The organism is Nocardia implantans, assembly GCF_035544775.1.
In the GTDB taxonomy this organism is placed as follows: domain Bacteria; phylum Actinomycetota; class Actinomycetes; order Mycobacteriales; family Mycobacteriaceae; genus Nocardia; species Nocardia implantans.
In genome coordinates this window covers 196,327-219,706 of sequence record NZ_JAYKYQ010000006.1, presented here as the reverse complement: position 1 = coordinate 219,706, position 23,380 = coordinate 196,327, and the positions used below count along the sequence as shown (strand labels likewise).

General features: G+C 69.9%; 22 protein-coding genes. 13 read left to right on the top strand and 9 right to left on the bottom strand.

The window, feature by feature from the left end:
- The first annotated feature begins 42 nt into the window (after positions 1-42).
- Positions 43-1,653: a chaperonin GroEL gene (gene groL, locus U3653_RS16535; RefSeq protein WP_195080456.1), complete on the top strand. Its 1,611-nt coding sequence runs from the start codon at positions 43-45 to the stop codon at positions 1,651-1,653.
- A gap of 218 nt (positions 1,654-1,871) precedes the next feature.
- Here the strand turns inward: groL and U3653_RS16530 are convergent, their stop codons facing one another.
- The 3 genes from U3653_RS16530 to U3653_RS16520 all read right to left on the bottom strand — a co-directional run bounded on the left by U3653_RS16530 (position 1,872) and on the right by U3653_RS16520 (position 3,413).
- A complete protein-coding gene (locus tag U3653_RS16530; protein ID WP_195080457.1) occupies positions 1,872-2,123 on the bottom strand; it encodes an RskA family anti-sigma factor in 252 nt (83 codons plus the stop codon).
- A gap of 1 nt (position 2,124) precedes the next feature.
- Positions 2,125-2,700 (bottom strand): sigma-70 family RNA polymerase sigma factor, encoded by a 576-nt coding sequence (locus U3653_RS16525; protein WP_067803711.1) that lies wholly within the window; start codon positions 2,698-2,700, stop codon positions 2,125-2,127.
- A 419-nt stretch (positions 2,701-3,119) separates the two neighbouring features.
- Complete coding sequence (locus U3653_RS16520; RefSeq protein WP_039796164.1) at positions 3,120-3,413, bottom strand: WhiB family transcriptional regulator; 294 nt, start codon at positions 3,411-3,413, stop codon at positions 3,120-3,122.
- Between the two features lie 140 nt (positions 3,414-3,553).
- Here U3653_RS16520 and U3653_RS16515 point away from each other — a divergent pair, with 140 nt between their 5' ends.
- The 4 genes from U3653_RS16515 (at position 3,554) to U3653_RS16500 (ending at position 6,805) form a co-directional block, all read left to right on the top strand.
- Positions 3,554-3,892: a hypothetical protein gene (locus tag U3653_RS16515; RefSeq protein ID WP_195080458.1), complete on the top strand. Its 339-nt coding sequence runs from the start codon at positions 3,554-3,556 to the stop codon at positions 3,890-3,892.
- 150 nt (positions 3,893-4,042) lie between these two features.
- Entirely contained in the window at positions 4,043-4,927 is an 885-nt protein-coding gene (locus U3653_RS16510; protein ID WP_195080459.1) for a hypothetical protein, read from the top strand.
- 134 nt (positions 4,928-5,061) lie between these two features.
- Positions 5,062-5,640 carry a sigma-70 family RNA polymerase sigma factor gene (locus U3653_RS16505; protein ID WP_039795737.1) on the top strand — a complete coding sequence of 193 codons (579 nt, stop codon included), beginning with the start codon at positions 5,062-5,064 and terminating at the stop codon, positions 5,638-5,640.
- Positions 5,633-6,805, top strand: a complete 1,173-nt coding sequence (locus U3653_RS16500; protein WP_195080460.1) for an anti-sigma-D factor RsdA — start codon at positions 5,633-5,635, stop codon at positions 6,803-6,805. The genes U3653_RS16505 and U3653_RS16500 overlap by 8 nt, the downstream gene beginning before the upstream one ends.
- A 235-nt stretch (positions 6,806-7,040) precedes the next feature.
- Here U3653_RS16500 and U3653_RS16495 read toward each other — a convergent pair whose 3' ends face one another.
- Positions 7,041-7,454 carry a DUF5319 domain-containing protein gene (locus U3653_RS16495; RefSeq protein WP_039795739.1) on the bottom strand — a complete coding sequence of 138 codons (414 nt, stop codon included), beginning with the start codon at positions 7,452-7,454 and terminating at the stop codon, positions 7,041-7,043.
- Between the two features lie 224 nt (positions 7,455-7,678).
- Between U3653_RS16495 and guaB the strand changes: the two genes are divergently transcribed.
- Positions 7,679-9,223 (top strand): IMP dehydrogenase, encoded by a 1,545-nt coding sequence (gene guaB, locus U3653_RS16490; RefSeq protein ID WP_195080461.1) that lies wholly within the window; start codon positions 7,679-7,681, stop codon positions 9,221-9,223.
- Between the two features lie 295 nt (positions 9,224-9,518).
- The gene (locus U3653_RS16485) at positions 9,519-10,682 is read left to right on the top strand and encodes a GuaB3 family IMP dehydrogenase-related protein (RefSeq protein ID WP_195080462.1); all 1,164 of its coding nucleotides are present in this window, start codon (positions 9,519-9,521) and stop codon (positions 10,680-10,682) included.
- 192 nt (positions 10,683-10,874) lie between these two features.
- Here the strand turns inward: U3653_RS16485 and U3653_RS16480 are convergent, their stop codons facing one another.
- Positions 10,875-11,675, bottom strand: coding sequence for an alpha/beta fold hydrolase (locus U3653_RS16480; RefSeq protein ID WP_195080463.1), 801 nt, complete (start codon positions 11,673-11,675; stop codon positions 10,875-10,877).
- Positions 11,676-11,794: 119 nt separating this feature from the next.
- Between U3653_RS16480 and guaA the strand changes: the two genes are divergently transcribed.
- Complete coding sequence (guaA, locus tag U3653_RS16475) at positions 11,795-13,369, top strand: glutamine-hydrolyzing GMP synthase (protein WP_195080464.1); 1,575 nt, start codon at positions 11,795-11,797, stop codon at positions 13,367-13,369.
- A gap of 281 nt (positions 13,370-13,650) precedes the next feature.
- Here guaA and U3653_RS16470 read toward each other — a convergent pair whose 3' ends face one another.
- Together U3653_RS16470 and U3653_RS16465 are read right to left on the bottom strand one after the other, a co-directional pair.
- Positions 13,651-13,869 carry a hypothetical protein gene (locus U3653_RS16470; RefSeq protein WP_067803608.1) on the bottom strand — a complete coding sequence of 73 codons (219 nt, stop codon included), beginning with the start codon at positions 13,867-13,869 and terminating at the stop codon, positions 13,651-13,653.
- Positions 13,862-15,505: a PspC domain-containing protein gene (locus U3653_RS16465; RefSeq protein WP_195080465.1), complete on the bottom strand. Its 1,644-nt coding sequence runs from the start codon at positions 15,503-15,505 to the stop codon at positions 13,862-13,864. The genes U3653_RS16470 and U3653_RS16465 overlap by 8 nt, the downstream gene beginning before the upstream one ends.
- A gap of 219 nt (positions 15,506-15,724) precedes the next feature.
- On the opposite strand from U3653_RS16465, the gene U3653_RS16460 reads away from it, so the two are divergent.
- A complete protein-coding gene (locus U3653_RS16460; RefSeq protein ID WP_195080466.1) occupies positions 15,725-17,044 on the top strand; it encodes a PspC domain-containing protein in 1,320 nt (439 codons plus the stop codon).
- A gap of 95 nt (positions 17,045-17,139) precedes the next feature.
- Complete coding sequence (locus tag U3653_RS16455; protein ID WP_195080629.1) at positions 17,140-17,775, top strand: response regulator; 636 nt, start codon at positions 17,140-17,142, stop codon at positions 17,773-17,775.
- A 27-nt stretch (positions 17,776-17,802) separates the two neighbouring features.
- On the opposite strand, the gene U3653_RS16450 is transcribed toward U3653_RS16455, so the two are convergent.
- The gene (locus U3653_RS16450; RefSeq protein ID WP_195080467.1) at positions 17,803-18,924 is read right to left on the bottom strand and encodes a serine/threonine-protein kinase; all 1,122 of its coding nucleotides are present in this window, start codon (positions 18,922-18,924) and stop codon (positions 17,803-17,805) included.
- A gap of 485 nt (positions 18,925-19,409) precedes the next feature.
- On the opposite strand from U3653_RS16450, the gene imuA' reads away from it, so the two are divergent.
- Positions 19,410-20,096 (top strand): DnaE2-dependent mutagenesis accessory factor ImuA', encoded by a 687-nt coding sequence (gene imuA' / locus U3653_RS16445; protein ID WP_323124652.1) that lies wholly within the window; start codon positions 19,410-19,412, stop codon positions 20,094-20,096.
- Between the two features lie 43 nt (positions 20,097-20,139).
- On the top strand, positions 20,140-21,720 hold the full coding sequence (locus U3653_RS16440; RefSeq protein ID WP_195080469.1) for a DNA polymerase Y family protein: 1,581 nt from the start codon (positions 20,140-20,142) through the stop codon (positions 21,718-21,720).
- Between the two features lie 6 nt (positions 21,721-21,726).
- Here U3653_RS16440 and U3653_RS16435 read toward each other — a convergent pair whose 3' ends face one another.
- The gene (locus tag U3653_RS16435; RefSeq protein WP_195080470.1) at positions 21,727-22,425 is read right to left on the bottom strand and encodes a class I SAM-dependent DNA methyltransferase; all 699 of its coding nucleotides are present in this window, start codon (positions 22,423-22,425) and stop codon (positions 21,727-21,729) included.
- Positions 22,426-22,640: 215 nt separating this feature from the next.
- Here U3653_RS16435 and U3653_RS16430 point away from each other — a divergent pair, with 215 nt between their 5' ends.
- On the top strand, positions 22,641-23,375 hold the full coding sequence (locus tag U3653_RS16430; protein ID WP_323124651.1) for an alpha/beta fold hydrolase: 735 nt from the start codon (positions 22,641-22,643) through the stop codon (positions 23,373-23,375).
- The last annotated feature ends 5 nt before the right edge of the window (positions 23,376-23,380 follow it).

Sequence of the window (23,380 nt, the reverse complement as noted above, 5' to 3'; positions counted from 1 at the left end):
GGCGGTCCGGAGCGCCGCAATCCACTACAGGAGCGAATTCCCATGGCAAAGCAGATCGAGTTCGACGAGAAGGCTCGCCGGGCTCTGGAACGCGGCGTCGACAAGCTCGCCGACGCCGTGAAGGTCACCCTGGGCCCGCGCGGACGGCACGTCGTACTCGCGAAGTCCTTCGGCGGCCCGACCGTCACCAACGACGGCGTCACCATCGCGCGCGACATCGAGCTGGAGGACCCGTTCGAGAACCTCGGCGCGCAGCTGGTCAAGAGCGTCGCCACCAAGACCAACGACGTCGCAGGCGACGGCACCACCACCGCCACCGTGCTGGCCCAGGCGCTGGTCCGCGCCGGGCTGAAGAACGTTGCCGCCGGGGCGAACCCGATCGCGGTCGGCTCCGGCATCGCCAAGGCCGCCGACGCGGTCTCCGAGGCGCTGCTCGCGCTGGCCACGCCGGTCTCCGGCGAACAGGCCATCGCGCAGGTCGCGACCGTGTCCTCGCGGGACGAGGAGATCGGCGAGATGGTCGGCAAGGCGCTGACCACCGTCGGCAAGGACGGCGTCGTCACCGTCGAGGAGTCGTCGACGCTGCAGACCGAACTCGTCGTCACCGAGGGCGTGCAGTTCGACAAGGGCTACCTGTCGCCCTACTTCGTCACCGACCCCGACAGCCAGCAGGCCGTCCTCGAGGACGTGTTCGTCCTGCTGCACCGCGAGAAGATCAGCTCGCTGCCGGACTTCCTGCCGCTGCTGGAGAAGATCGCCGAGAGCGGCAAGCCCGTGCTGATCATCGCCGAGGACGTCGAGGGCGAGGCGCTGTCGACCCTGGTGGTCAACGCCATCCGCAAGACGATCAAGGCCGTCGCGGTCAAGGCGCCGTTCTTCGGTGACCGTCGCAAGGCGTTCCTCGACGACCTGGCCGTGGTCACGGGTGGCACCGTGGTGAACCCCGATCTGGGCATCACCCTGCGCGAGGCCGGCTTGGACGTGCTCGGCAAGGCGCGTCGCGTCGTGGTCACCAAGGACGACACCACGATCATCGACGGTGCCGGTTCCGGCGCGGACGTCGAGGCGCGGGTCGCGCAGCTGCGCCGCGAGATCGAGGCCACCGATTCCGACTGGGATCGCGAGAAGCTGGAGGAGCGGCTGGCCAAGCTGGCCGGCGGCGTCGCGGTGATCAAGGTCGGCGCGGCCACCGAGACCGCGCTCAAGGAGCGCAAGTACCGCGTCGAGGACGCGGTGAGCGCCGCCAAGGCCGCCGTGGAAGAGGGCATCGTGCCCGGTGGCGGCACCGCGCTGGTGCAGGCGAGCGGCAAGCTGGCCGAGCTGCGCGATTCGCTGTCCGGTGACGAGGCCGTCGGCGTCGAGGTGGTCCGCACCGCGCTGCAGGCGCCGCTGTACTGGATCGCCACCAACGCGGGCCTGGACGGCGCCGTGGTGGTCAGCAAGGTGGCCGAGGGCAAGGAGGGCTTCAACGCCGCCACGCTCAGCTACGGCGACCTGCTCACCGACGGCGTCGTCGACCCGGTGAAGGTCACCCGTTCGGCCGTCGTGAACGCGGCGTCGGTCGCGCGCATGGTGCTCACCACCGAGAGCGCCGTGGTCGACAAGCCCGCCGAGGAGCAGAACGACCACGGTCACCACGGTCACGCGCACTGACCCTTTCTCGGGACAACGCACGAGCACGGCCCCCGAGCCACGCGGTTCGGGGGCCGTGCCACATCCGGCCGCGCGACGACGCGCCTAGCGGGGAAACCGAGGATGTTCCGAAGCTCGACGCGCTGTCTGCCGCGGGGCCGGAAACGAGGCCGTAGGAGGATTCCGACCGCTGGGGGTAGGTACGCGCGGAGCGGGAAGAGCCTGACCCGATGCCGGATTCAGCTGGCGACCGGCGGCTGCTCAGCGGCGATGGCCGCGAGTAGGCGAGCACGCAGCGACGGCGGGGGAGTCACCGCCGTGGCTGTGGCGAGAACGGCGAGCGCTTCTTTCGTGTCTCTGACTTCCTGGATGAACTCCGCGCGTAGCACGGGGTCTTCGCTGTCGAGCAGTTCCTGAATTTCCTGACGGTCTTCGTCGTCGATCGATCCGAGCGCGACGGTGTGCGCGAGATCGATCCGGCGTTCGTTCATCTCACGTCACCCCCAAACTTTTCTTCAGTCGTGTCAAACCGTCCCGAATCCGGGACTTAACCGTGGGTAACCCTACGTCGAGATAGGTGGCTACCTCCGCATAGGTGCGCCCGCCGTAATAGGCGAGCGAGATGGCTTCCCGCTGGGTTTCGGTGAGTGTGGCGAGACCAGCCAGGACGGCCTGTTGTTCGAGTCTGCGCTCGACCTCTTCGGTGACCTCGTCGAATTCGTTGCCGAGCACCCGGATCCCGTACGCGACCTCGCGCTGGGTGTGGGCTTGCTCGGCGCGGACCCGGTCGACGGCACGCCGGTGGGCGAGCGTCATCAACCAGGTGACCGCGGAACCTTTCGCCGGGTCGAAACTCGATGCCATCCGCCAGATCTGCAGATAGACCTCCTGCGTGGTCTCCTCCGCGTATCCCGGATCGTGCAGAACGCGCAACACCAGACCGAAGACGCGCGCACACGTCCGGTCGTACAGTTCGGCGAATGCTTCCTGGTCGGCTCGGCCGCATCGTTGTAGCAGCGCGGCGAGTTCCATACTTTCGGCTGCGCGTGCCGTAACCGCAGAATCCACCGTAGGTGGGAAGGCTTCTCTTCGGAACGAGTCGCCCTCTGCGGCCGACGGCCGCGTTGTCACAACGCTCCATTCTGTGTCATCGGTCACTACCGTAGCGCGCCGCTATGACCTCCCTTCCGGTGGGGTGCCCGCAAGTTCGTCATGGCCCGGCGTCGGCTGCGAAACACGCCGACACATCGAACATCTCGGGAGGAACGCCGTGACACGCCGTGCCCTGCCGGAGACGTCGGGTGCACGGTTTCCGGCCTTCGCCCGGCGGCCGGCCGATCGATGGTGACGATCGCAACCCACGCGCCGCCCTCGGCGCGGAACCGATCACCGTGTCGCGTGAGCGGCTCGGCCCGAAGCATGTTGCAGTGGCCCGTTGTTTGCTAGGGATTCGACGCCCGGTGGCGCGCGGATGGGAGAAGTTTGATTCAGACGGCCATGCGGCGGCGGTTGCGCCGCGCGTGCATCTCGCGCTCGGTCTCCGACATGCCGCCCCAGATGCCGTAGGGCTCGCTGACTTTCAGCGCGTGGGCGCGGCACTGCATGAGCACCGGGCAGGTGCGGCAGATCTCCTTGGCGCGCATCTCGCGCGCGGTGCGTGCTCGGCCACGTTCGCCATCGGGATGGAAGAACACCGCGGAATCCTGCCCGCGGCACGATCCTCGCATCTGCCAATCCCAGACATCGGCGTTGGGTCCCGGGAGGTGGGTCGGCATGGGCATGGTGAACTCCTCGTGGTGCGAGCTCGTCAGCGTTGTCGAGCAGTTGTTCTGCAACAGTTGTGGGCCACGACGCCGTGTCGGCGGGGGTACCCCTTGGGCTCGCCCCTTCGTGGTCGCTGCAATTTCGCGCGGCGCCGTCCGTGGCGATGAGCTACGTTAGGTCCAGCCGCGAATTTCCGTCAATAGTTCGACGCAGCACTTTTCCAAATCTCGCGCTGCCAAATTTAACCTCCGAACTGTTTACTTTTCGCGCTGTTTCCGGCGATACTGTTCGGTTGGCCGGAAGCCCGTGGCTGCCGCATGTGCCGTCGCTGATGGCGTTTCCGCTGGTAGAGGCGATTTCGTGGTTGTCGCGCCGCTGCGGCGCCGATCTCGCGGCCATGACGTCGGTCACCGTGGTGGCCGACGGTGTTCGCGGCGTGCGGAACCGAAGATGGCGGCAACGGGGCGCGCAGGTTAATTACGCGAAACACGCATGAATTCCCGGCACGGCCGCTCGGCGATTGCCGGGGCGAGATTTACCTAATGGCAACATCGGCTCGGCCACGCAAATCCCGCGTCCCGCCCGCCTGCCGCCGGGGCGCCTTTCCGCCTCGGGGAGCGCGTGCCGCACAGGATAGAGTGCGCCCGTGTTCGCGCCCGCTCCGCTCGGAGATCCTCACGTCGCGGCCCTGGCGGAGGCCGCGTTCGGCGCCGCTCCGGGTCGTGCCGCCGGAGACCTGCCGCCCGCCTCCGACGCGCTCGGCCGGTGGTATCGCGCGGTGGTCCTCGGCGGCCAGGGTCGTTACGCCGCGGCGCGCGCCGAATTGCGAAGGGTATGCAACCACAGCACCGACCCCGTCCTCCTCTCACTGGCGGGAAGCGCCGAGGGGTCTTTTCTTCGCCAGCTCGGTTGGCACGAGCGCGCCGCGGCGTTCGACGGGCGGGCCGCCGCGCTGATCCTCACCGCGGGCGCAGGCGCGGAGCCGCACACCGCCGAGAGTCCCGTCGACGCGGCCGCCGGCTACCTTCCCGGTCGCGGCGACGCGATCTGTGACGCCCTCACCGGGCTGGCCGCCGACGCGCTCGGAACCGGACGGCTCGCGCTGGCGGCTCGCTTGCTGCGCCGCAGCGCGTGGGCGGCGCTGGAGCATCGCGCCGGTTGGCGTCCCGAGATCCGCCTGCGCTGGGTTTCCGCGGAAACGGCGCTGGCGACAGGGGATTTCGAGGCGGCGGCGGCACACGCGGGGGCCGCGCTGGAGCTGGCCGAGCGCTCACCGTCGGTGCGCCACCGGATCAAGTCCCGCCTGCTGGTCGCCGCGGCCGATCTGGCGGGCGATGCGCGCGGCCGATCCGGCGTATCGGCGGATGAGGTCGCCGAGCAGTGCCGCGAGCACGGTCTGCTGCCGTTGCGCTGGGCTTGTGCCATGCTCCGCGCCGGATCCGGCGCGCGGGACGCGGCGGCGGAGGCGGCCGAATGCGCAGCGATCATCGCCCGCTCCGGCGGCGTGTTGCGTCCCATGCCCGGTTGGTAGGTGATCACGGAGTACACCGTGTTGACCAGTTCCGGCCAACGGGTCGCTATTGTTAGATCCGTTCCGCCCCTTCGGTGGAAGCACTGGTCGTCACCGGACCGTGCCACTTTGTAACGCCAGGAATATCTCTGACGATGACGCACACGGGCGAAGAGTTGGACCTCGCCGTCGCTGCCGCTGCGCAGGGCGACAGATCCGCTTTAGCTCAGGTACTGGAGATGATCCGCCCGCTGGTGGTGCGCTACTGCCGCGCGCGGATCGGAGCCGCGGAGCGTGGGCAGCTCTCCGCGGACGACGTTGCGCAGGAGGTTTGCCTGGCTGTGATGACAGCCTTGCCCAGGTACCAAGACCAGGGCAGGCCCTTCATGGCCTTTGTTTACGGGATCGCTTCGCACAAGGTCGCCGACGCGCATCGCAACGCCGCCCGTAACAAGGCGGAGGCGATGGCCGAAGTACCAGATGTCATATCCACCGACCAGGGACCGGAACAACGAGCTCTCGAATCCGAGACGAGCAGGCAGATGAACCGTCTGCTCGCGACGCTTCCTGAGAAGCATCGGGAGATCTTGATCCTGCGCTTGGTCATGGGTTTGTCAGCGGAAGAAACCGCGGTCGCCGTGGGCAGTACGGCGGGTGCGGTACGGGTCGCCCAACACAGGGCACTCGCGAAACTCAAGTCACAAGTGGCGAGGGCAGGTGAAATGTATGGCTAGGGATGGCGAGCGCGGTCGGGGTGACTGGAAGGCGCGGCTTGGATCGCGGAACAGCGGTCCCTACGCCGAGGCGTCCGGTGACACCGGCCCGGTCGACATCGCCGCGGTACGCCGCGACGATGCTCTGATCGATGCCATCGCCAGCGATGGTCCGGTGCACACCGACAGCGCCGAGGAGTATCAGCTCGCGACGTTGCTCGCGGACTGGCGAGCGGAGTTGATCGCGGCTCCGATGCCGGCCGAGCCGGATCTGGATGCGATCGTGGCCGCGGTCAACCAGGAGATCGGCGCGCGGCAGGTTCGCATCGGGGCGCACAGCGGCGGGCGACTGCGGCTACTACGCCCGATCATGGGCACCGCGGCCGCGCTGGCCCTGGTCATCGGCGGCATGACGGCATTCTCGTACAACGCCGAGCCGGGCGATCCGCTCTGGCGGGTCAAAGAGGTCGTGTTCAGCGAACAGGCGCAGACGACGGTCGTGCAGCGGGCAGGCGACGACCTGAACGAGGCTTCCACGCTGGTCACCCAGAACCCGACCCAGGCCAAAGTGCGCCTGGAGCGAGCCAAGGAGAACGCCGCGCAGGTCAGCGATCCGGACAAGCGCGCCGAGCTGATGACCGAGTGGGAGCGGTTGCTCGCGAAACTGCACGACGTGAATCCGGAGCTGGCCGATCAGCTGGGATCGACGGTCCCCAAGACCACCGATCCACGTGCCACCTCGGGCAGCAGCGCGACCACGAAGCCGAGCCCGACGCCGGGCAGCGGGACCTCGACGATCGTGCAGCAGCCCGGCGAGCCCTCGACCAATCCCTCGCCGTCGGCCGACGCCACCGCCCCCAGCGGTGGAACGTCGAACAATGGCGGAACGTCGAACGGCGGCGGCGCGCCGACCACGGTGCCTCCGGTGACCACAGCGCCCCCGGCGAACACTCAGCCGCCGTCGACCGCGGAGCCGACGGCGCCGCAGGAGCCGCCGGTCACCGAGGTCAAGCCGCCGCCGGCGGGTGGAACTACGGGAGACACCGGTAATCCGCCGACCGCGCCACAGCAGCCCCCTACTGCCCCGACGCAGGGCAACACCGGTACTCAGAACAACAATCAGCCGCCGACCTTCAGCGTGCCCGTCATCCCCAATCCGGGCTCGTTCGTGCCGCCCCACCGCTGACACCAGAAAAACGGTCAAGGCAAGCCGATCGCCGGCCAGGCGGTCGGCTTTTTGCCTTTCCGGGAGAGCGGGCTCGTCCGGCGGGTGACCATAGGGGCCGGATTCATCGGCGTGTCGCGCCGCGCGGAGGCGGCATCGTGTGCCTGCCGCAGTGATCGTGTGCGTCGAAAATCACAGTGGCAAGCGCGAAGTACGCGAGCCTCGAGAGGCCCGCGCGCCGCTCGATCGGCTGTCCTCAGCCGTCGAATCCGTCGAATCCGTCGCCGTGGAAAGCCTCGTTCATCGAAGCGTCCGCGTAGCCCCGGCAGTAGTCCCAGGTGACATACGCTTCCGGGGTCGGGTCGTAGGCGGGCTCGTGCGGGCGGACCGTGCCGTCGACCAGCAACTGAAGCAAGTTGGCGCGCAGCATGTCCCAGTCGTGGTAGTGGTCCTGCCTGCAGTCTTCGCAGCTGACCACGAGTCCGCGGATGCCGCGGTGGGCCAGCAGTGCCTCGTACACCGCGAGGTCGGCGAGATCCTCCTCGACCGCAAGGCGCTCGTGGGGATCCAGCGGTTCGCCGGGCTCGATGGCATCGAGCGCGGCGGACGGGTCGGAGGGGTCTCCGGCGAACGGATCCGGCGGCAAGCCAGGTGGTAGATGGTCACGCACATCCCCACGGTACGCAGAACAGGGTGGTCTGCGCCAGCGATGCGGCCTGCCAGTTTCGGTGGTGGGCTCACTTCGTCGGCGAGTTCACCGGACAGATACCATGGAGCACAGGCTACGGCGGGTACCGATCGCACCGCCGCCGAACCACGTCCATCCCATCAGCCGTCACGGCGCCGGTACCACCGGCGCCGGTCGCTATCGACGTCCAGGAGGGGTCGATCCGAATGAGTAATCCCGTATCGGGCGAACGAATCGCAGTCCGCCCTCCTACGGGTGGCGACGATCCGAACAAGATCGCCATGCTCGGCCTCACATTCGACGATGTGCTGTTGCTGCCTGCCGCCTCGGATCTCATCCCCAGCTCTGTGGAGACCTCCAGCCAGCTGACCAGGGAGATCCGCCTGCGCACCCCGCTGGTCAGCTCGGCCATGGACACGGTGACCGAGGCGAGGATGGCCATCGCGATGGCGCGTGCGGGCGGTATGGGCGTGTTGCACCGCAACCTCTCGACCGCCGACCAGGCTTCCCAGGTGGAGACAGTCAAGCGTTCCGAGGCCGGCATGGTCACCGATCCGGTGACCTGCCGTCCGACCGACACGCTCGCCGAGGTCGACGCGATGTGCGCCAGGTTCCGCATCTCGGGTCTTCCCGTGGTGGACGAGACCGGTGCGCTTGTGGGCATCATCACCAATCGGGACATGCGGTTCGAGGTGGATCAGAACCGGCGCGTCGCCGACGTGATGACGAAGGCCCCCTTGATCACCGCGCAGGAGGGCGTCACCGCCGAAGCCGCGCTCGGACTGCTGCGCAGGCACAAGGTGGAGAAGCTGCCGATCGTCGACGGCAACGGGCGCCTGCGTGGCCTGATCACCGTCAAGGACTTCGTCAAGACCGACCAGTACCCCAACGCCACCAAGGACCGTGACGGCCGCCTGCTGGTCGGCGCCGCGGTGGGCGTCGGCGAGGACGCCTGGTCGCGGGCCATGACGCTGGCCGACGCCGGCGTGGACGTGCTCGTGGTGGACACCGCGCACGGCCATCAGGTGCAGGTGCTGCAGATGGTGACCAAGGTCAAGGCCGAGGTCGGCGACCGGATCCAGGTGGTCGGCGGCAACGTGGCCACCCGCCAGGGCGCGGCCGCGCTCGTCGAGGCGGGCGCGGACGCGGTCAAGGTGGGTGTCGGCCCCGGCTCGATCTGCACCACCCGCGTGGTAGCCGGTGTCGGCGCGCCGCAGATCACAGCGATCCTGGAGGCGGTCGCCGCGTGCAAGCCCGCCGGTGTCCCGGTGATCGCCGACGGCGGCATCCAGTTCTCCGGCGACATCGCCAAGGCGATCGCGGCGGGCGCGTCCACCGTGATGCTCGGCTCGCTGCTCGCGGGCACCGCCGAGTCGCCCGGCGAGCTGATCCTGGTCGGCGGCAAACAGTTCAAGAGCTATCGCGGCATGGGCTCGCTCGGCGCCATGCAGGGCCGCGGCCAGGCGAAGTCGTTCTCCAAGGACCGCTACTTCCAGGACGACGTGCTGGCCGAGGACAAGCTGGTCCCCGAGGGCATCGAGGGCAGGGTGCCGTTCCGCGGCCCGGTCAATCAGGTGATCCACCAGCTGGTCGGCGGCCTGCGCGCGGCCATGGGCTACACCGGCTCGCAGTCGATCGCGCATCTGCAGGAAGCGCAGTTCGTGCAGATCACCGCGGCGGGCCTGAAGGAGAGCCACCCGCACGACATCACCATGACTGTCGAGGCCCCTAACTACACCGGGCGGGCCTAGCCCACTAGGTTCATGTACGGGACCAACCGGTCCGTGCATGATGGAACTCGCCCACCGGCTGTGGCGGTGTGCGAGCCGTGCGGCAGTCGGTGGCGCGTTCCGTGCTGCCCACCTGCCCCCACAAGTAACCACTGGAGGCGCGAGTCTTACGAGCGCCCGTTCGCGGCCCGGCTCGCGTTCCAGCGGTCGAAGCGCATGCGCCGCAGGCGCGAGTCTCGACCGCTGGAACGCGAGCCACAAGAGGGCCGCGAACACGCAGCGCCGCGGGCGCTGCCAAAAATTAAGGAGAATTCGCGTGCGCGACATGGTGGAGATCGGCATGGGCCGGACCGCCCGGCGTACCTATGAGCTGGACGACGTCGACATCGTCCCCTCGCGCCGGACCCGCTCGTCGAAGCAGGTGTCGCTGTCCTGGCAGCTGGACGCCTACCGCTTCGAGATCCCGTTTCTCGCGCATCCCACCGACGCCTTGGTATCGCCGGAGTTCGCGATCGAGCTCGGCCGCCTCGGCGGGCTCGGCGTGATCAACGGCGAGGGACTGTGGGCGCGGCACGCGGATGTCGGCGCGAAGATCGATCAGTTGCTCGAACTGGCAGGCAAGGGCGGCTACGAGCGCGCCGTGGCGCTGCTGCAGGAGTTGCACGCCGCGCCGATGCAGCCGGATCTGCTCGCCGCCGCGGTGGCGCAGGTCCGCGCCGCCGGTGTCACCGTCGCGGTGCGGGTGAGCCCGCAGAACGCGCGCACGCTCACCCCCGCCCTGGTGCAGGCGGGCATCGACCTGCTCGTGGTGCACGGCACGATCATCTCCGCCGAGCACGTCGGCGACGGTGAGCCGCTGAACCTCAAGACCTTCATCGCCGAGCTGGACGTGCCCGTGGTCGCGGGCGGCGTGAGCGATCATCGCACCGCGCTGCACCTGATGCGCACGGGTGCGGCGGGCGTGATCGTCGGCTACGGCTCCTACCCCGGAGCGACCACCACCGGCGAGGTGCTCGGCATCGGCGTGCCGATGGCCACCGCGATCGCGGATGCCGCCGCCGCCCGCCGCGACTACCTGGACGAGACCGGCGGCCGCTACGTGCACGTCATCGCGGACGGTGACGTCGCCACCTCGGGGCACCTGGCCAAGGCGATCGCGTGTGGCGCCGACGCGGCCATGCTCGGCGTCCCGCTGGCCGTGGCCGCGGAGGCGCCGGGCCGCGGCTGGTACTGGCCGTCGGCGGCCGCGCATCCGTCGGTGCCGCGCGGCTCGCTGCTGCACGTCGACGACCCGTGGGATCTCGGTGGTGAGCCGGTCGGCGACCCCGTGCGCCCGAGCTTGGAGCGGGTGCTGTTCGGTCCGTCCGACGACCCGTTCGGCTCACTGAACCTCGTCGGCGGACTGCGTCGCTCGATGGCCAAGGCCGGTTACTCGGACCTGAAGGAATTCCAGAAGGTCGGCCTGAGCGTTCGCGCTTGATACTGGTCCGGGGCGCACCCCGCCACCAGGCGATCTGGAGAAGCGAGTCTTACGAGCGCCGTTCGCGGCCCGGCTCGCGTTCCAGCGGTCGAAGCGCATGCGCCGCAGGCGCGAGTCTCGACCACTGGAACGCGAGCCATGGAGGGGCCGCGAACACGCAGCGCCGCAGGCGCTGCACATCGAACACAGCGTTCACCGCACGCGGGCTGGTTTCGTCCGTGCGCGGAGGAACTGCCGGATCGCGTGGTTCACCGGCTCGGGGTGGGTCATCGTCACCGCCAGGCGGGCTTCGGCGATCTCGATGAACGTGGCGCCGGACAGGCCGTGGGCCAGCTCTTGGGCGCGCTCGCGGTCCATGCCGCTGTGCGTCGGGTGGATCACCAGAGCGGGACAGGCGATTTCGCGGAGGCGATCCAGCACCGAGTCGCGGCTGAGCAGACAGCCTGCCGCCACTTCGATGCCGCGGCGATCGCGCACCAGCCAGCGCTGGGTCCAGATCGAGCGGTACCACTCGTCGTCGCCGATCAGCCAGGAAGCCAGCTGGTGCACGGCCCGTTCGCGGGAGCCGTCGTCGTACCACTCTTCGAGGAACTTCTGCGTGGCGGTGGACTGCTCCGGGGTGGGACCGTGCGCTTCGGTGCTGATCAGGATCAGCGCGGAGACGCGCTCCGGCGCGATCAAGGCGGTGCGCAGCGCCGTGAAACCCCCCTGCGCGGTGCCGCCGACGACGGCCTGGTCGGCGCCGAGATGATCCAGGACGGTCAGCGCGTCCCTGGCCGCGGTCCAATAGGTGAAAGGTAGGCCCTCGTCCCTGGTGCGGCCGTGGCCGCGGGCATCCCAGGACACGATCCGGAATTCGGGTGCGAGCGCGGCCATCTGGGCGGCGAACATGGTGCGGTCCATGAGGAACTCGTGCGCCAGCAATACCACCGGGCCGTCCCCGCCGCTGTCCTCGTAGTGGATGTCGGCATCGATCGCGCGGGCGAAGGGCACGAGCAGAAGGATAACCAGCGAGCCCGGCCGCGGGTGACGATTCGGGCGGTCGGGCTCGTCTCCCACGCCTGCCGCTGTGCCGATGATTCGCTCGTTTCCCCGCTCACTAAACTGGGCGAGTGGCACAAACCCAGAGACCGGTCCTCGTCGTCGACTTCGGAGCACAGTACGCCCAGCTGATCGCGCGGCGGGTGCGCGAGTCGAGCGTGTACTCGGAGGTGGTTCCGCACACCGCGACGGTGGAGGAGATCGCCGACAAGCAGCCGCTCGCGGTGATCCTGTCCGGCGGCCCGGCCAGCGTGTACGCCGAAGGCGCGCCGCGGCTCGATCCGCGGTTGTTCGATCTGGGACTGCCGGTCTTCGGTATCTGCTACGGCTTCCAGGCGATGGCCCAGGCGCTGGGCGGCACGGTCGCGCACACCGGCACCAGGGAGTACGGGCGGACCGAGCTCAACATCGACGGCGGTTTGCTGCACGGCGGCCTGCCGACCATTCAGCCGGTGTGGATGAGCCACGGCGACGCGGTCACCGACGCGCCGGATGGCTTCGAGGTCACCGGAACCACCGCGGGCGCGCCGGTCGCCGCCTTCGAGGATCGCGCCCGCAGGCTGGCCGGTGTGCAGTACCACCCGGAGGTGCTGCATTCGCCGCACGGCCAGCAGGTGCTGAGCCGGTTCCTGCACGAACTCGCCGGCATCCCGTCGACCTGGACTCCGGCGAACATCGCCGATTCGCTGATCGCCTCGGTGCGCGAGCAGATCGGTGACGGGCACGCGATCTGCGGGCTGTCCGGCGGGGTGGACAGCGCGGTCGCCGCCGCCTTGGTGCAGCGCGCCATCGGTGACCGGCTGACGTGTGTGTTCGTCGACCACGGCCTGCTGCGGGCGGGGGAGCGCGAGCAGGTGCAGCAGGATTTCGTCGCCGCGACCGGCGCCAAGCTGGTGACCGTCGACGCGGTGGACAAGTTCCTCGGCGAGTTGAAGGGCGTGACCGACCCCGAGGAGAAGCGCAAGATCATCGGGCGTGAGTTCATCCGCTCCTTCGAGGACGCGGTGGGCGAGGTGGTGCTCGAGCACGGCGCGGCCGACGGCGCGACGCCGAAGGTCGAGTTCCTGGTGCAGGGCACGCTCTACCCGGATGTCGTCGAGTCCGGCGGCGGCAGCGGCACCGCGAACATCAAGAGTCATCACAATGTCGGCGGCCTGCCCGACGATCTGGAGTTCGAACTCGTCGAGCCGCTGCGGTTGCTGTTCAAGGACGAGGTCCGCGCGGTCGGCCGCGAACTCGGGTTGCCCGAGGAGATCGTGGCCCGCCAACCCTTCCCTGGCCCCGGCCTCGCCATCCGGATCGTCGGCGAAGTCACCGCCGACCGGCTGGAGACGCTGCGCCGGGCCGACGCCATCGCCCGCGAGGAACTGACGGCGGCCGGTCTGGACCGGCAGATCTGGCAGTGCCCGGTCGTGCTGCTCGCGGAGGTCCGCAGCGTCGGCGTGCAGGGCGACGGCCGCACTTACGGACACCCCATCGTGCTGCGTCCGGTGTCCAGTGAGGATGCGATGACCGCCGACTGGACCCGGTTGCCCTACGAGGTGCTGGAGCGCATCTCCACCCGGATCACCAACGAGGTGGCGGAGGTCAACCGCGTGGTTCTGGACGTGACCAGCAAGCCGCCGGGCACCATCGAGTGGGAGTGATCCCGCTCAGGCGGTAGAACCCTGCCGTCGGTCCCGACTCCGCGCGACATCAGCGGGGACGGTGGAACGCGCTCTGCAGAATCAGGTGGCCCAGGAGTGTGCCGGGCGTGGCGCAGGGGCGGGGCTCCGGCGGCGTGGTCCGGGCGGTGGGTGGCGTCTGATCGGCGGGTTGGTCGGGCTTCATTCGGTTCTCCTGTCCGTAGGACGACGAGGGGTCTCCGGCGGCGACTCGAGGACGAACGCGCAACGGCCCGTCCGGGTGGACGGGCCGTTCGTCGTGCTCAGGATCGTTTGCGCGGGGAGATCACCAGCACGATGCCGATGACGATCGCGGCGAGCACGACGATCCACCCGATCGGGATCATGCTGGTCGCCGGCACCGACGCCGGACCGGCGAACGCCCACACGCTGATCGCGAGGGAAAGCAGTCCCGCGATCAGCAGCGAGGCGGCGGGGCCGCGCCGGGAGCCGGTGCGCTTGTCGTTGTCGGTCTCAGCCACGCTGCACCTCCACGTTTCCGGCGCGGACGTCGACGTTCAGATCGAGCACCGGCGCGCCGGGAGTATTCGGACCGCTGATGCCGTCGGCGCAGATCGCCTCGGCCATGGTGGCCGTGCACCGGGTGCGGACGGTCATGTCCGCGGGCAGCAGCACGCGGGCTTCGCCCATCCGGACATCGATGTCGACGGTACGGTTCTCGGTCAGTTTCACCGACCGCAGGTCGAGCGTGCCGGTACCCATGGTCACCTGGTAGTTCCCGGCCAGATCCGCGGCCGAGGCGGGCGTCCAGATGTGGTCGCCCATCGCCGCCCGATCGAATTCGAGCGGACCGATCGCCGAGGCGAACAGCACGAATCCGGCGAGCGGAGCGGTGAGCACCAGCAAGCCGTAGCCGCGCCGCAGGAACGCGCCGAGCACCAGGCCGAGACCGATCACGGCCAGCGCCGCCGCGGCGATGCGGGCCGGTGTCATCCACTCCACGCCCGAGGCCGCGGCCGCGCCGGCTCCGGCCGCCGCGAGAATGGCCGAGCCGATCACCACCGGCGTCAGCCGTGAGCGCGGCCGCTTCTCCTGCGGGGCGACGACGGTGCGGGCAGGGGGAGGTTCCGGCAGGTCCCAGGCAAGCGGAGCGACGCCGAGCGGATCCCAGGACGGTGGGGTCGGGCCGCCGATGATCGCGGGATGAACGGACGCGGTGCGAAGCGGGCTCGGAGGGGCCGGGACGTCTTTGCGAAGTGGGACCGGACGGTCGGACGGTGAAATTTTCGCGTCCGGTGTGCTCCCCGATGAATCGGTGCGGCCGGTATAAGCCGAGTCCGATCTGACTCGGCCGACCGTACCGGCGGGATCGATCGGGCCGTTTCCGACCTGAGCCGGCCCCACTCGATCGCTGACCGTGGCGGGTGAATCGATGCGGCGGCCGACCGGAACTTCCGGGTCCTGTTCAGCGGGCATGGCCGCCTTGTCCAGCACTACGGTGGCGTCATCGGTCGCGGGCTTGTGCAGCGGAACCGTCGCGCCGTCCGCGGGGGTCTCCGGGATGTAAGCGTCCGGCAGTTTCGTGTAGGGCGTGTACACGGCGGTCGGCGGCATGTACAGGTCGCCGACGGTTCGGGTCGCTCCCTGTGGGAAGACCGCGCCGGGGTAGCCGGTGGCGTTGATCCCGGTCTCCGCAGCGAATCCGCCGAACGCTTCGGTGGTGCCCGGTGGCGGATTGGGCGTGCGCAGGTGCAGCATCCACCAACCGGCCAGCATCAGGGCGAAGCTGATCACGCCGGAGCCGCCGAGACCGACGCCGACCGGACCCATCGTGCTGACCGCGATGGCCAGCGCCACGATCAACACGATGGTCTTGGTCTGCGACTGCGAGCTGTGGCCCTTGCCGACCAGCGACTCGGCCGCGGAGGCCTGGTCACCCGCCGCGCTGAGCAGCAGCCAGGCCAGCAGGTAGAGCACGATGCCCGCGCCGCCGAAGATCGTCGAGACGACGAACGCGACGCGAACCAGCACCGGATCGATCTCGTAGCGGCGCGCGAACCCCGCCGCGACGCCCGCGATCGGCCCCTGCTGCGGCAATCGGACCGGCCGGGCCTGCCATATCTGCTGGACCTGGTCGCCGAAGCTCGTTTTCGTCATGTTTCCCATGGTGTGCCGATCACGGAATCGGCGCATCGGGGGGAACCCTGAAAAACAGCCTGAACACTTTGGACCGATCCACCGATGCAGCAAATTTTCAGCTATGCGCGGGTGTGCTCGGGTCGCGGCGTGTCCGCCCTGGTCGGCGCGGGTGTGATCGAGCAAGATCAGGGTGAATCCGGATGCTGGCGGCTTCGTCGCCGTGCCAGTATCGAAGACATGTACCCGTCTGTTCCCGCGTTCGACACCCGGGGGTTCGACGCTGCCCGTGGGCTGGGGCCCGTGCCCGCGCCGGTCCCCTGGCCGCCGCAGGCGCGGATGGTCCGCCGGTCGGGCGGCCGGGTCGTCGGCGGCGTCGCGGGTGGTCTGGCCGACCATCTCGGCGTCGACGTGTTCAAGGTGCGGATGGCGTTCGTGCTGCTGTCCGCCCTGGCCGGGGCGGGCATCGTCGGGTACGGACTGCTGTGGATCTTCACGCCCGGCGGATCCGATCAGGTGAAACCCTCCGGTGCGGAGCGGCGGCAGGCGATCGGGCTCGCGATGCTCGGGCTGGGGCTCGCGATCGCCGTGTCCTGGGTGTTCAGCGGGACCGCGGCGAAGGTGATCGCGCCGATCATCGTGGTGGCGGTCGGCGCGGCGCTGGTGTGGCGGGAGTACGACGTCGACGGGCCGCGTTCGCTGCTCGGGCTGCCCGCACGGCCTTCGGTGGTCACCTGGTCGCGCATCGTCGCCGGTGCGACGCTGATCGTGGCCGGTCTCGGTGTGGTGGTGCTGGCCAGGATCAATCTGAGCTCGATCGGATCGGCGCTGCTGGCGGTGGCGGTCACGCTGATCGGCGCGGGACTGCTGACGGTCCCGCTGTGGCTGCGCATGATGCGCGCGCTGAACGCCGAGCGCGCCGCCCGCATCCGCAACGAGGAACGCGAGGAGATCGCCTCGCACCTGCACGATTCCGTGCTCCAGACGCTCGCGCTCATCCAACGGCAGGCCGACGACCCGCAGGAGGTGTTGCGGTTGGCCCGCAGCCAGGAGCGGGAGCTGCGGAAATGGCTTTTCGAGGATTCCGGCCCCGCGCAGTCGAGCTTGGCCGCGGCCCTGCGGACCATCGCGGGCGAGGTGGAGGACCAGCACGGCGTGAAGGTGGCGCCGGTGACCGTGGGCGACGTCTCGATGGACGTCGACGGCTCCGGCTCGGGTCTGCCGAAGGAACACTTCACCGCTCTGCTCGGCGCGAGCAGGGAAGCGCTGGTCAACGCCGCCAAGCACGCGGGTGTCCCGGAGATCGACCTGTTCGCCGAGGTCGAACCGCATCAGGTGAGCATCTTCGTCCGTGACCGCGGCTCCGGCTTCGACCTGGCGGCCGTGCCGGAAGACCGTCGCGGCCTGGCGAAGTCCATTCGCGGACGGGTCGAGCGCCGCGGGGGCCAGGTGGACATCCTGTCGACGCCGGGCCGCGGCACCGAGGTCCGAATCATCATGCCGCGGACGGATTCCGGCTGCGCCACCCAGGACGAAGAGCCCGCTCGGGCCGCCCACTAGGCGCGTTCGGCGCCCGCGCGGGACGTGACGGGCGCACGGGGGACGAGTGTGGTACGGGTTGGGGGTCATGGGTCGGTTAGGAGAAGTAGGTGACCGTGCGGGTCTTTCTCGTCGATGATCACGCCGTCTTCCGGTCGGGTGTGCGTGCGGAATTGAGCCGTGAGGCGGACATGGAGGTGGTCGGGGAGGCCGGAGGGGTCGCGGAGGCGGTGGCCGGGATCAACGCCGAGCGACCGGACGTCGTCCTGCTCGACGTGCACATGCCCGACGGCGGGGGAGTGGCGGTGCTGGCGGGTATCGATCCCGGGCCGGTGTGCTTGGCGCTGAGTGTGTCCGACGCGGCCGAGGACGTGATCGCGGTGATCCGGGCCGGGGCCAGAGGATATGTCACCAAGACGATTTCGGGTGCCGAGCTGGCCGACGGCATCCGCCGGGTGGCGGGCGGCGACGCGGTCTTCAGCCCGCGCCTGGCCGGCTTCGTCCTGGATTCGTTCACCGGGAGGTCCCCGGTGCCCGAGCCGCCCCTCGACCCCGAACTGGACTCCCTGACCCCGCGCGAACTGGAGGTGCTGCGCCTGCTCGCGCGCGGCTACACCTACCGCGAGATCGCCGAATCCCTGTTCATCTCGGTCAAAACCGTGGAGACGCACGCCTCCAATGTGCTGCGCAAGACGCAGCAGTCCAACCGCAACGCCCTGACCCGATGGGCACACCGCCGCCGCATCGACTGACCGTCGTCCGGGACGGCTGGGTCGAGGTCAGAGGACGGCGACGATGATCCCGATGATGATGATCAGGCCGATCAGCAGGCCGACAGCGATGGCCAAGGGCGCGTTGCCGGGCTGGGCGTTCTTGGTGCGCTGCGGGGGCGGGGCCGCAGCCGCACCCGCGAGGTTGCGGTGCGGGCGGGGAAGGGGCGTGGAGTGCGGGCTGCGGATCCCGGACGCCGAGTTGCGTGCGGCCCAGAACGGAATGGTTCCGTCCTCGGTGCGGACGGGCGCGCCGAGAATGTAGGGCCCGGTGCCGGGACCGAAAGCGGCGGTGAGGATCTCGTCGCGCGCCTCGGCCATGGTCGGGCGGCGCTGCGGCGCGGGTTCCATCATGTGCAGCAGCGCCTGGGTGAGCACGCCGCTGCGGGTCGGCGGGATGATCTGCGCCATGGCGGCGCGGTGCACGATGACGTCGCTGTCCTCGTCGAAGCCGTACGGCGGCTGTCCTTCGATCGCGGTGTAGAGCGTGGCGCCAAGGGAGAACACGTCGCTGGCCTTGGTCGGTTGCGCTCCGCGCGCGACCTCGGGGGGCAGATAGGAGGGGGTGCCGGTGATCACGCCGTCCGGCTCGTCGAGCAGGTCGCCCGCGCCACGGGAGATGCCGAAGTCGCTGAGTTTCGCCATGCCGACGCCGGGGCCACGGTCGGCGACGAGGATGTTGCCGGGCTTGATGTCGCGGTGCACGATGCCGACCGCGTGCGCGGCGGCCAGCGCGTCGGCGACCTGGGCGCCGATCTGCGCGACCTCGATCGGCGGCAGCGTGTCGACCAGCGCCAGCGCCTTCGCCACGCTGCGCGAGGGCAGGTGCTCCATCACCAACCACGGCTCACCGGCCTCGAGCACCACGTCGTACACGGCGATCGCGTGGTCGTGCGAGAGTTTGGCGGCGACCCGGCCCTCGTGCATGATCTGGTTGCGGACCGCGTCGGCTTCGGCCTCGTCGAGCCCGGCCGTGGTGAGCACCTGCTTGATCGCGACGTCCCGGTCCAGCAGTCGGTCGTGCGCCAGCCAGACCGCGCCCATGCCGCCGCCACCCAGCTTCGACTGGAGGCGGTAGCGGCCTGCGACGAGATATTGGGGGCCGACAGTGGGACGAGCGCGTTCGGTCACGGGTGCAGGGTAGCGGAAAATGAGGCTAGCTGGCCTGATTCGTGTTCGCGCATAGGCGGGCAGGAGGCACTGTTATGTGCCACGCACGCTCTCGGTTCGTATGTGTGCCACAAACCATACCGATGAACCGGGCGCCGGGCGTGGTGGCCGGGTCTGCGACACCATACCGAGGAAACGGGGGTGGTGGCCGGGCGCGCGCGGAACGGGGCAGCCGCGACACGCGCCGCGGGAACCCTTGACGGAAACCTGGGGGTCGGTTTCTACTGTCTCGGTATCGAACGTATATTCGATATCAATCGATAGCTGAATCGGTGCTGGCACTCGAATCGAGGGTCGCTCCGCATGCTTCGCCTCGGGTCCATCGTGGGAAGTAGGTGGTTGGGATGGGTTCGGATGCGATATCGCAGGGAGGGGTGAATCGGGGCGCGCTGCCGCGCGGTGGTGGGCGTGAGGGCGCCCCTTCCCTGGCTGAGCTGCGCAGACGTATGGCCGCAGTGCCGGGCCGCGGGGAATCGGCGGCGCAGCGTGTCCCGCTCGGCGCCGAGTCGCGCCGACCGGCATTACCGGTGCCCGCAGCGCTCGCACCATTGTTGCCGGAGGGTGGCTTGGTCGCCGGTTCCGTGGTGGCGTACACGGGGGCGAATTCGCTGCTGGCCGGTCTGCTCGCCGCGGTGACCGAAGGTGGCGGGCACGCCGCGGTGGTGGGCATGCCCCGCCTCGGTCTGCTCGCCGCGGTGGAGATGGGGGCACAGCTGCGGCGGCTGGCCGTGATCGCCGATCCCGGCCCCGACCCGGTGGAGGTGGCCGCGGTGCTGCTCGACGGGCTCGATCTGGTCGTGCTCGGCCTCGGCGGCGGGGCCGTCGCGCCCGCGCGCAGCCGGGTGATCGCGGCCCGTGCCCGCAACAAGGGCGCCACCCTGGTGGTCGCCGACGGTCGCTGGCCCGGCGCGTCCCTCCAGCTCGATGCTCGCGTCGCGGGGTACGCCGGTCTCGGCCGCGGGCGCGGACGATTGCGTTCGCTCGGTTTGGCCGTCGAAGTGCGCGGCAAGGCGGGACCGCCGCGGCGCGGGCGGTTGGATCTGTGCCCGAACGCGGGGCGCGTGGAATGGGTGCTGCGCGAAAAGGCGGCTCCGGCGGTCGAAGCCGTCGACACGCAGGAGGCGGTGTCGTGAGTGCGGCGGCCCGCTCCTCGGTTTCCGCGGGTCGTGCGGCGCCGTGATCCGATCGAAGCGGGTGCTGGCCCTGTGGTGCCCGGACTGGCCCGCGGTCGCCGCGGCGGCGGTGGCGGGCCTGCCCGCTACGCGGCCGGTGGCGGTGCTGTTCGCCAACCGGGTGGTGGCCTGTTCGGCGATCGCGCGAGCCGAAGGGGTGCGCCGCGGGCTGAAGCGCAGAGAGGCGCAGGCGCGCTGCCCCGAGTTGTTCCTCGCGCAACAGGATCAGGATCGGGACGCGCGGCTGTTCGAACCGCTGGTCGCCGCGGTGGCCGCGACCATGCCCGGCGTGGAGGTCCTGCGCCCCGGGCTGCTCGTGCTCGGTGCGCGCGGTGCGGCGCGGTTCTTCGGCTCCGAGGAGGCGGCGGCCGAACGCCTGGTGGACGCGGTGGCCGCGGCCGGGGCGGAAGCGCAGATCGGGATCGCCGACGAACTGTCGACGGCGGTGATCGCCGCCCGGCGCGCCGCGATCGTGCCTCCGGGGGAGGGCGCGCGGTTTCTGGCACCGCTGCCGGTCGGGGAGCTCGCGGTCGAACCGAGCTTGGCCGCCCCGGAACGCGCCGACCTCGTCGATCTGCTGCACCGTTTGGGTCTGCGCCGGATCGGCGATTTCGCCGCGCTCTCCGCGGCGGAGGTCGCCTCCCGGTTCGGCGTCGACGCCGTGCTCGCGCATCGCTGCGCCAGAGCCGAGCCGGAGCGCCCGCCGTCCGCGCGGCAGCCACCGCCGGATCTGGTGGTGGAGTACCGCTGTGATCCGCCGATCGAGCGGGTCGATGCGGCCGCCTTCGCCGGTCGCATGCTCGCCACCCGGCTGCACGGCGCGCTCGCGGCCGCCGGGCTGGCCTGCACCAGGCTTTCGGTGCGTGCGGAAACCGAGTCGGGGGAAGGGCTTTCGCGGATCTGGCGCTGCGCAGAGCCGCTCACGCCGGAGGGCACGGCGGACCGGGTGCGGTGGCAGTTGGACGGCTGGCTCACCCGGCGCGACGGCGCGCGGCCCACCGCGCCGATCACCGTGCTGCGGCTGGAACCGGTCGAGGTGGTCACGGCGGGCGCGCTGCAACTCGGGTTGTGGGGCGGGGACGGGGCCGAGGACGAGCGGGCCCGCCGCGCGCTCATCCGGGTGCAAGGGCTGCTCGGCGGGGAAGCGGTGCGGGTCGGCGTGCTGAGCGGCGGACGTGGACCCGCCGAACGCATCACCATGGTCGCGCTGGGCGACGAACTCGTCCCAGCGGCCGACCCCGCGCAACCCTGGCCGGGACGGCTGCCCGAGCCCGCCCCGGCCGTGATCCTGCTGAACCGTCCGCTGGTGCGGCTGGAAACCGCCGACGGCGCGCTGGTCAAGGTCACCGACCGCGCCCTCTTCGACGCCGACCCCGCGCTGCTGCGCTGGGGGAGCAAACAGTGGCGGCTCACCGGCTGGGCAGGCCCGTGGCCGGTGGACGAACGCTGGTGGTCAGCCGGCTCGGGCGACGCGGAATGCACCGCCCGCGCGCAGGTCCAACTCGACGACGCCACCGCGGCCAGCCGGGTGCTGCTGCTGCTCTATCGCGACGAAACATGGTGTGCGGAGGGTCTTTACGACTGAGCACTCTCAGTCGGGGCGCGACCACACGGTCGCCAACGTGAACGGATGTCCGCGCAGGGCCGCCCATTTCGGTTTGCGAGCCAGCCACGCGTCGTCGACCAGCGCCTCGGCTACCTCGGTGAGGACCCAGCCTGCGTCCAGTCCGGCCGACAGGTGCTCGCTGATCAAGTGCAGATGGGTGCTGATCGCCACCGGTTCGCCCGATGGGTCAGTGTAGTGCGTCGGCATGCCGGACACCATGATGAATTGCGGGTGGTAGCTGACCAGTACGCAGCGCGCGCCCGGCGCGGCCAGCCGTGACGCCTCCGCGTAGAACGGCGCCAGCTCCGGCAGGTGCTCGTCGATCAGTGAGGCGATCACCAGGTCGTAGGCGCCTTCCGGCAGGCCGGTGGCCCGCACGTCCGCTCGGGTCAGCGTGGTGTGGGCGCCGCGTTCGGCGGCCAACGCCAGCATCCCCTGGCTCACGTCCACGCCGTCGATATGCGGTATTCCCCGCTCGCGCAACCAACTTCCGGTTCGCCCGGTGCCACAGCCGAGGTCGGCCGCGCGCCGCACTCCGCCGAGGTCGAGCCGCAATCGCCCGAGCAGAGCGAGATCCATCTCGTCCAGGACGGTCTGCTCGTAGGTGGGTGCCCATCCGTCGTACCCCGTGGCCACGTCGACGGTGCGGTAGTCGCGGCGGTCGAAGTCGGCGAAGGAGGGCATGCGGCGAGTATTGCTCCGAGTTCGCCCCTGCGCCAGGCATTTATCGCGCTGCTCGAAACACCACCGTGGAGAACGGCCTTCGCGAGGCTCGGATCTCATCCCGGTGAGTGCCGCCCGAACTGCGTTTTCGCCGTTGCGTGATCAGCGCTACACCGCGCGGGGGTGAGGCATGACTGCCGGTATCCTTCATTGTCGTGGATCTGACGCTTGGCCAGGTGACATTCGGAGACGTGCGGATCGCCTATCGGGATTCGGGGGTGGGCGCGGTCAGCGACATTCCCGTGCTGCTCGTGCACGGCATGGGCGGCGACGGGCACACGTGGGATCGGTTCGCCCGTGTCCTCGTGCGATCCGGACGCCGCGTGATCATCCCCGACCTCCGTGGACACGGCCGTAGCTCACACACCGATTCCTATCTTTTCGACGAGTTCGGCGACGATCTGCTGCGCCTGTGCGACCACTTGGAACTGCCCGCGGTGGATCTGGTCGGGCACTCGCTCGGCGGTTACGCGGTGTCGCGCGTCGCGCAGGAGCGGCCGGAACTCGCGCGCAGGCTGGTCATCGAGGAGTGCCCGCTCCCGCTGCGGTCCGGCGCCGAGGAATTGCGCCTGACCCGCCGGTTCCCGACCGTGCCCGAACTGTGGCACGCCACCTCCAGCCTGGTCCTGCACCCGCGCGCGGTGCTCGCCTTCGACCGTTCCATGACGAAGACCGCGCTGGAGCAGTTCCGCAAGCCGAACCCCGAGTGGTGGGACCGGCTCTCCGACATCACCGCTCCCACTCTGGTGCTGTGCGGTGGACCGGGCGGCATGGTGGACCCGGAAAAGCTCGCCATCCTGCAAGACAGCATCACCGACTGCACGGTGACCACCTTCACCTGCGGCCACAGCATCCACCGCGACCGCTACCTGGAGTTCGCCGCGGCGGTCCGGCCGTTCCTGGCGGGCTGAACCCC